This is a genomic window from Streptomyces sp. NPDC002076 (assembly GCF_053593835.1).
In genome coordinates, this window is record NZ_JBSFDI010000014.1 from 255,349 (window position 1) to 261,925 (window position 6,577).

Sequence of the window (6,577 nt, forward strand, 5' to 3'; positions counted from 1 at the left end):
GCTTCAGGAAGCTGCCGCGACCCGTGCCTTTCGGGCTGCCGGTACCACCAGAGGCGTCCCCGTCTCCGGGTCCTCGATGACCTGACACCGCAGCCCGAACACCTGCTCCACCAGCTCGGCGGTGACGATGTCGCCCGGGGAACCCTCGGCGATCACCTCACCGCCGCGCAGGGCGATGAGGTGCGTGGCGTACCGGGCGGCGTGGTTGAGGTCGTGCAGAACGGCGACCAGGGTGCGGCCCTGTGTCTCGTGCAGCTCCGCGCACAGGTCGAGCACGTCGATCTGGTGCTGGATGTCGAGGTAGGTGGTCGGCTCGTCCAGGAGCAGCAGCGGGGTCTGCTGGGCCAGCGCCATGGCGATCCACACCCGCTGGCGCTGCCCGCCGGACAGCTCGTCGACGTACCGGTCGGCCAGCTCGGCGACCCCGGTCTGCCGCATGGACTCCTGTACGACCCGCTCGTCCTGCGCCGACCACTGGCGCAACAGGCCCTGGTGCGGGTAGCGGCCCCGGCCGACGAGGTCGGCGACCGTGATGCCGTCGGGCGCGATGGACGACTGCGGCAGCAGACCGAGGGTCCGGGCGACCTTCTTGGCGGGCATCGACTGGATGACCTGCCCGTCGAGCAGCACCCGGCCCTGGCTCGGCCTGAGCATCCGCGACAGCGCCCGCAGCAGCGTCGACTTGCCGCACGCGTTCGGGCCGACGATCACCGTGAAGGAGTTGTCCGGGATCTCCACGGACAGCTGCTCGGCGATGACGCGCTGGTCGTAGGCGAGGGTGACGTTCTCGGCGGACAGGCGGTTCACAGTGCTCCTCGTCGTGTTCGTGTCGGTGCCACTCATATCCGGCCCGTCCTGCGCTCGGTGACCAGCAGCCACAGCAGATAGGCGCCGCCGAGGACGCCGGTGACCACGCCCACGGGCAACTGGTCGGCGCCGAAGGCGCGCTGCGCGGCCCAGTCGGCGGCGACCAGCAGCGCGGCACCCATGCAGAGTGAGGGCACCAGGTTCGGGCCGGGCGAGCGGGTCAGGCGCCGGGCCAGCTGCGGCGCGGTGAGCGCGACGAAGCTGACGGGTCCGGCGGCGGCCGTGGCGGCCGCGGTGAGCAGCACGGCGGAGACCATCAGCGCCAGCCGGACCCGCTGCACGCGCACGCCGAGGGCGTTCGCGACGTCGTCGCCCATCTCCATCATCCTCAGGCCGCGCGCGTTGACGAGGACCACCGGGACGAGGACGGCGCACAGCGCGAGCAGCGGCCAGACCTGGTCCCAGTCCCGGCCGCCCAGCGAGCCGGTCATCCACACCACCGCACGGGCCGCGTCGACCAGGTCGGCCTTGGTGAGCAGATAGCCGTTGGCCGCGGTGGCGATCGCGGACACACCGATGCCGACCAGGACCAGCCGGTATCCGTGCACGCCCTGCTTCCAGGCGAGCAGGTAGATGGCGAGTCCGGTCACCAGGCCGCCGATCAACGCGCCGACGGTGACCTGCGTGGTGCTGCCGGACAGCAGCACGATGACGACCAGTGCGCCGGCCGTCGAGCCCTGGGAGAGGCCCAGCACGTCCGGGCTGCCGAGCGGGTTGCGGGAGACGGACTGGAACACCGCGCCGCCGAGGCCGAGCGAGGCGCCGACCAGCAGGCCGACGAGGACGCGCGGCAGCCGCAGTTCGTCGACGATGAAGTCCTGGTACGCGTTGCCGTTCCCGGCGAGGGTCCGAAGCACGTCGGCCGCCGGGATCTCGGCGTCGCCGGTGCCGATCAGCGCGACGCCCGCCGCACAGGCGGCGGCCAGCAGCAGGACGACGACGAGCAGCGCCCGCGGGTCCAGGCGCAGTGAGAGCCCGCCGGGAGTGCGGACGGCCCGGTTCATGGATCGGGTCTTCACAGCTGGGCCGTCCTCCGCCGTCGTACGAGAAGGATGAAGACCGGGCCGCCGATGATCGCGGTGACGATGCCGACCTGGAGTTCCGAGGGACGGGCCACGACCCGGCCGACGACGTCGGCGCCGAGCAGCAGCACGGGCGACAGGACCGTGGCGTACGGCAGGATCCAGCGCAGATCGGGGCCGGTGAAGGAGCGCACGACGTACGGCACCATCAGGCCGACGAACACGATCGGGCCGCAGGCGGCGGTCGCGGCGCCGCACAGGACGGTGGCGGCCAGCATGGCCAGGGCGCGGGTGCGGCCCAGGCCGGCGCCGAGGGCGCGGGCGGTGTCGTCGCCCATGGCCACGGCGTTCAGCGGCCTGGCCAGGGCGAGCGCCAGGACCATGCCGGCCGCGAGGAACGGCAGCACCTGCAGGATGGTCGAGTCGGTGGCCGAGGCCAGCGAACCCACGGTCCAGAAGCGCATCCTGCCGAGCGCCGCGTCGTCCAGGATCATCGTGGCCTGCAGATAGCCGTACAGGGCGGCGCTGATCGCCGTGCCGGCGAGCGCGAGCCGCACCGGGGTCGCGCCCCGGCTGCCGCCGAGGAACCACACCAGCGCGCCGACCGCCGCCGCCCCGAGGAAGGCGAACCACACATAGCCGGTGAGGCTGGTGACGCCGCAATAGGTGATGGCCGTGACCACGGCGGCCGAAGCGCCCGCGTTGATGCCGAGCAGCCCGGGGTCGGCCAGCGGATTGCGGGTGAGCGCCTGCAGCACCGCGCCCGCGAGACCGAGCGCGGCACCGGCGAGCAGCCCCAGGACCGTGCGCGCGATCCGCTCGTCCACGACGACGTCGCCGTAGGTCCCCGTGTCGTGGAACAGGCCGTGCCAGACCTGGTCCACTGACAGCGATTTCGCCCCGATCGCGATGCTCGCCAGGGCGACGAGCACCAGGATCGCGGCGGAGAGCAGGAGCCCAAGAGCCCTGGCTGCCCGGCGGGTTGGGGGCGCGGGGGCGGTCTCCGCGCGCTGTTCCGGAGGACTGTCGACCAACACGAGGTTAGGTTAGCCTACCCTCGCTACTGACCTCGATCCCCCCGGGGCGGATACATCACGGTCCGCCCGGGCCCCTCTCACAGCCCGAGCCGAGCCAGCGCCTTCCCCCCGTCCAGCTCGCAGGAGCCGTCGCCTGCCGCCGTCCAGGCCGCCGCGCACAGCGCCCGCAGCCCGTCCAGCGACTCCCCGTCGCCCTCCAGCTCCAGCCGGTCCGCCCCGGCCGTCGCCGTCCAGCCACCGCACCGGAAGCCCTCCGCCAGTGCGCTGACCTCCGGCTGCCCGGTGAGCAGCCCGCGCAGATCGGCGTCCACATACGTCGGCCGGTGCTGCGGTGGCGCGGCGAGCAGCTGCGCGCCGTCGGTGACGCCGGTCAGCACCAGCAGCGAGTCCACCCCGCCGTTGATCGCGCCCTCGATGTCCGTGTCCAGCCGGTCCCCGACCACCAGCGGGCGATTGGCGCCGGTCCGGATGATCGTCTCCCGGTGCATCGGCGGCAGCGGCTTGCCCGCCACCTGCGGCTCCTTGCCCGTTGCGATCCGAACGACCTCCACAGCCGCCCCGTTGCCCGGCGCGATACCCCGCCCGCTGGGAATCGTCAGGTCCGTGTTGGACGCGAACCACGGCACCCCGCGCGCGACCGCGTACGACGCCTCCGCGAACCGGCCCCAGGTCAGATCGGGGCCGCCGTACCCCTGCACGACCGCCGCCGGATCGTCGTCCGCCGACTCCACGGGCACCAGGCCCCGCTCGCGCAGCGCCACCCGCAGCCCCTCGCCGCCGATCACCAGCACCCGCGCCCCGGCCGGCACCTGCTCGCTGATCAGCCGCGCGACCGCCTGCGCGGAGGTGATGACGTCATCGGCGCCCGTCGGTATCCCGAGCTCCGTCAGATGCTCGGCCACCGCGTCCGGGGTCCGCAGCGCGTTGTTGGTGACGTACGCCAGATGCATCCCGCTGGAACGCGCCACCGCCAGCGAGTCCACCGCATGCCGGATCGCGCTCCCGCCCGCGTACACCACCCCGTCCAGATCGAGCAGCGCCGTGTCGTACGCCTCGCTCAGGGGCTGCCCACTGCCCTCGGGGCTCGTCCTGACCGCCTGGCTCATTCCACATCGCTCCTCGTTCGACCGTCTTTCCCCCGATCATCCCGCACGCCACTGACACACGTACGATGCCGGGATGAACACTGCAGGTCACTCGGAAGCAACGGCGCGCCAGGGCCTGGAACTCACCCCGTTCCGCGGCCTGCGCTACGACCCCGACCGGGTCGGCAGCCTCGCCTCCGTCACCTCCCCGCCGTACGACGTCGTCGTACGCCCCGATGGGGTGCACCACCTCCAGTCCGCCGACCCGTACAACATCGTCCGGCTGATCCTGCCCCAGGCCGGCACCCCGAGCGCCCGCACCGAGCAGGCGGCCGACACCCTGCGCCGCTGGCTGGACGAGGGCGTCCTCACCGCGGACCCCGAGCCCGGCCTGTACGTCTACGAGCAGCGGGACGAGAGCGGCATGCTCCAGCGCGGTGTCATCGGCGCGCTGCGGGTCTCGGAGCCGGCCGAGGGCGTGGTCCTGCCGCACGAGGACGTCATGCCGCCCGTGGTCGCCGACCGCGCGGCCCTGATGCGGGCCACGCGCGCGAACCTGGAGCCGCTGCTGCTGACCTACCGCGGCGACGGTACGGCGGCCGAGGTCGTCGAGCGCACGGCGGAGAAGCCCCCGCTGCTCGCCACGACCACCGAGGACGGCTACCACCACCGCCTCTGGTCCGTCACCGACCCCGCCGACGTGGCCCGCATCCAGTCCGACCTCGCCCACCAGCAGGCCCTGATCGCCGACGGCCACCACCGCTGGGCCACCTATCTGCGGCTGCGCGCCGAGCATCCCTCCCCCAGCCCCTGGGACCACGGACTGGTCCTGCTCGTCGACACCGCCCGCTACCCGTTGCGCGTCCGCGCCATTCACCGCCTGCTGCACCGCCTGCCGGTCGCGGACGCGCTCGCGGCGGTGCAGGGCCTGTTCCGGGTGCAGCATCTGGACGCGCCGCTCCCCGAGGCCCTGGAGGCCCTGGCGGACGCGTCCTGCGCGGGCAACGCCTTCCTGCTGGCCGGCGACGGCGCCTTCCACCTCCTCGACCGTCCGGACCCGGACCTGCTGGCCCGGACGATCCCGGCCGACCGCCCGCCGGCCTGGCGCTCCCTGGACGCCACGGTCCTGCACGCCGCGCTCCTCGACCATGTCTGGCACATCCCCGAGGACTCCCCGGCCCACATCGCCTACATCCACGACACGGCCGCGACGGTCGCCAAGGCGGAGCACGACGGCGGTACGGCCGTCCTGATGCACCCGGTCCGCGAGGAGGTCGTCCGCGAGCTGGCCCGCCAGGGCGTGACGATGCCCCGCAAGTCGACGTCGTTCGGCCCGAAGCCGGCGTCGGGGCTGGTGCTGCGGGCGCTGGAGATCTGAGCCCGTCCGCGTCCGGGAACACGAAAGGGGGCAGGTTCCACCAGGAACCTGCCCCCTTACAGTGACTGCCGCTTCTCGGGACTGCCGTCAGTCCTCGTCGCCGTCCTCCTGCGACGGCTTCTCCGGCTCGCTCTCGCTCTCGTCCAGAGCGTCGACGAACTCCACGCCGTCCAGCTCGGCGAGCCGGTCGGAGGCGTCCGTGCTGCCGTCCCGGTCGGCCTCCACGGCCTTCGCGAACCACTCGCGCGCCTCGCCTTCCCGGCCTGCGGCCAGCAAGGCGTCGGCGTAGGCGTACCGCAGGCGGGCGGTCCACGGCTGGATCGAGTTGGAGGCGAGCTCCGGGCTCTGCAGGGTCACGATGGCCGCGTCCAGCTGGCCCATGTCACGCCGGGCGCCGGCCGCGACGAGCCGCATCTCGACCTGACCGGCCTTGTCCAGCTTGTGCACCTCCGGGGCACCGGCCATGTCCAGCGCCTTCTCCGGCCGCCCGAGCCCACGCTCGCAGTCGGCCATCACCGGCCACAGGTCCACGGTGCCGGTCATCCGCCGCGCGGCCCGGAACTCGGCGAGGGCCTCGCCGTACTTCTGGTTGGCGTACGCCGCGAACCCGCCGGCCTCGCGTACGGCGGCCACACGGGACGCCAGACGCAGGGCCACCTTGGAGTAGGCGTAGGCGCCCTCGGGGTCCTCGTCGATGAGCCGGGCGACCATCACCAGGTTCTTGGCGACGTCGTCCGCGAGCGTCTTGGGCAGGCTCTGGAGCTCCTGCCGCACGTCCTTGTCGATCTCGTCACCGGTGACGTCCTCCGGGATCGGCAGCCGCTTGATCGGCTCACGGTCCCGGTCGCGGTCACGCTCGTCGCGGAAGCGGCCACCGCCCCGGCGGTCGTCACGCCGGTCGTCACGCCCCCGGAAGCCACCGGGTCGCCCACCCCGGTCGTCCCGACGGGGCCCACGGCCACCGCGGTCGTCCCGGCCGCGGAACCCACCGCGCTCACCGCGCTCACCGCGCTCGCCCCGGTCGTCGCGCCGGAAGCCACCACGGTCGCCGCGGTCGCCGCGGGTGTCTTCGCGCCGGTCGCCGTAGCCACCGCCACGGTGGTCGTCGCGCCGGCCACCGTAGCCGCCGCGGTCGTCGTCACGGCGGAAGGAGGGGCGGTCGCCACCGCGGTCGTCGCGACGGAACCC

6 protein-coding genes are annotated in these 6,577 nt (G+C 73.4%); 1 reads left to right on the top strand and 5 read right to left on the bottom strand.

Translation table 11 applies throughout. The features are described from left to right. Window positions 1–3 precede the first annotated feature (3 nt). The 4 genes from ACWCQS_RS28605 to ACWCQS_RS28620 form a co-directional block, all read right to left on the bottom strand. On the bottom strand, window positions 4–843 hold the full coding sequence (locus ACWCQS_RS28605) for an ABC transporter ATP-binding protein (RefSeq protein ID WP_451007113.1): 840 nt from the start codon (window positions 841–843) through the stop codon (window positions 4–6). Next, complete coding sequence (locus tag ACWCQS_RS28610; protein ID WP_451007121.1) at window positions 840–1,871, bottom strand: FecCD family ABC transporter permease; 1,032 nt, start codon at window positions 1,869–1,871, stop codon at window positions 840–842. Before ACWCQS_RS28610 ends, ACWCQS_RS28605 begins: the two co-directional genes overlap by 4 nt. A gap of 11 nt (window positions 1,872–1,882) precedes the next feature. Next, window positions 1,883–2,926: a FecCD family ABC transporter permease gene (locus ACWCQS_RS28615; RefSeq protein ID WP_451007114.1), complete on the bottom strand. Its 1,044-nt coding sequence runs from the start codon at window positions 2,924–2,926 to the stop codon at window positions 1,883–1,885. 77 nt (window positions 2,927–3,003) lie between these two features. Further along, window positions 3,004–4,032: an HAD-IIA family hydrolase gene (locus tag ACWCQS_RS28620; protein ID WP_451007115.1), complete on the bottom strand. Its 1,029-nt coding sequence runs from the start codon at window positions 4,030–4,032 to the stop codon at window positions 3,004–3,006. 73 nt (window positions 4,033–4,105) lie between these two features. On the opposite strand from ACWCQS_RS28620, the gene ACWCQS_RS28625 reads away from it, so the two are divergent. Continuing rightward, window positions 4,106–5,389 carry a DUF1015 domain-containing protein gene (locus ACWCQS_RS28625; RefSeq protein WP_450982273.1) on the top strand — a complete coding sequence of 428 codons (1,284 nt, stop codon included), beginning with the start codon at window positions 4,106–4,108 and terminating at the stop codon, window positions 5,387–5,389. 87 nt (window positions 5,390–5,476) lie between these two features. Here the strand turns inward: ACWCQS_RS28625 and ACWCQS_RS28630 are convergent, their stop codons facing one another. After that, entirely contained in the window at window positions 5,477–6,163 is a 687-nt protein-coding gene (locus tag ACWCQS_RS28630) for a hypothetical protein (protein ID WP_451007122.1), read from the bottom strand. Window positions 6,164–6,577: the final 414 nt, after the last annotated feature.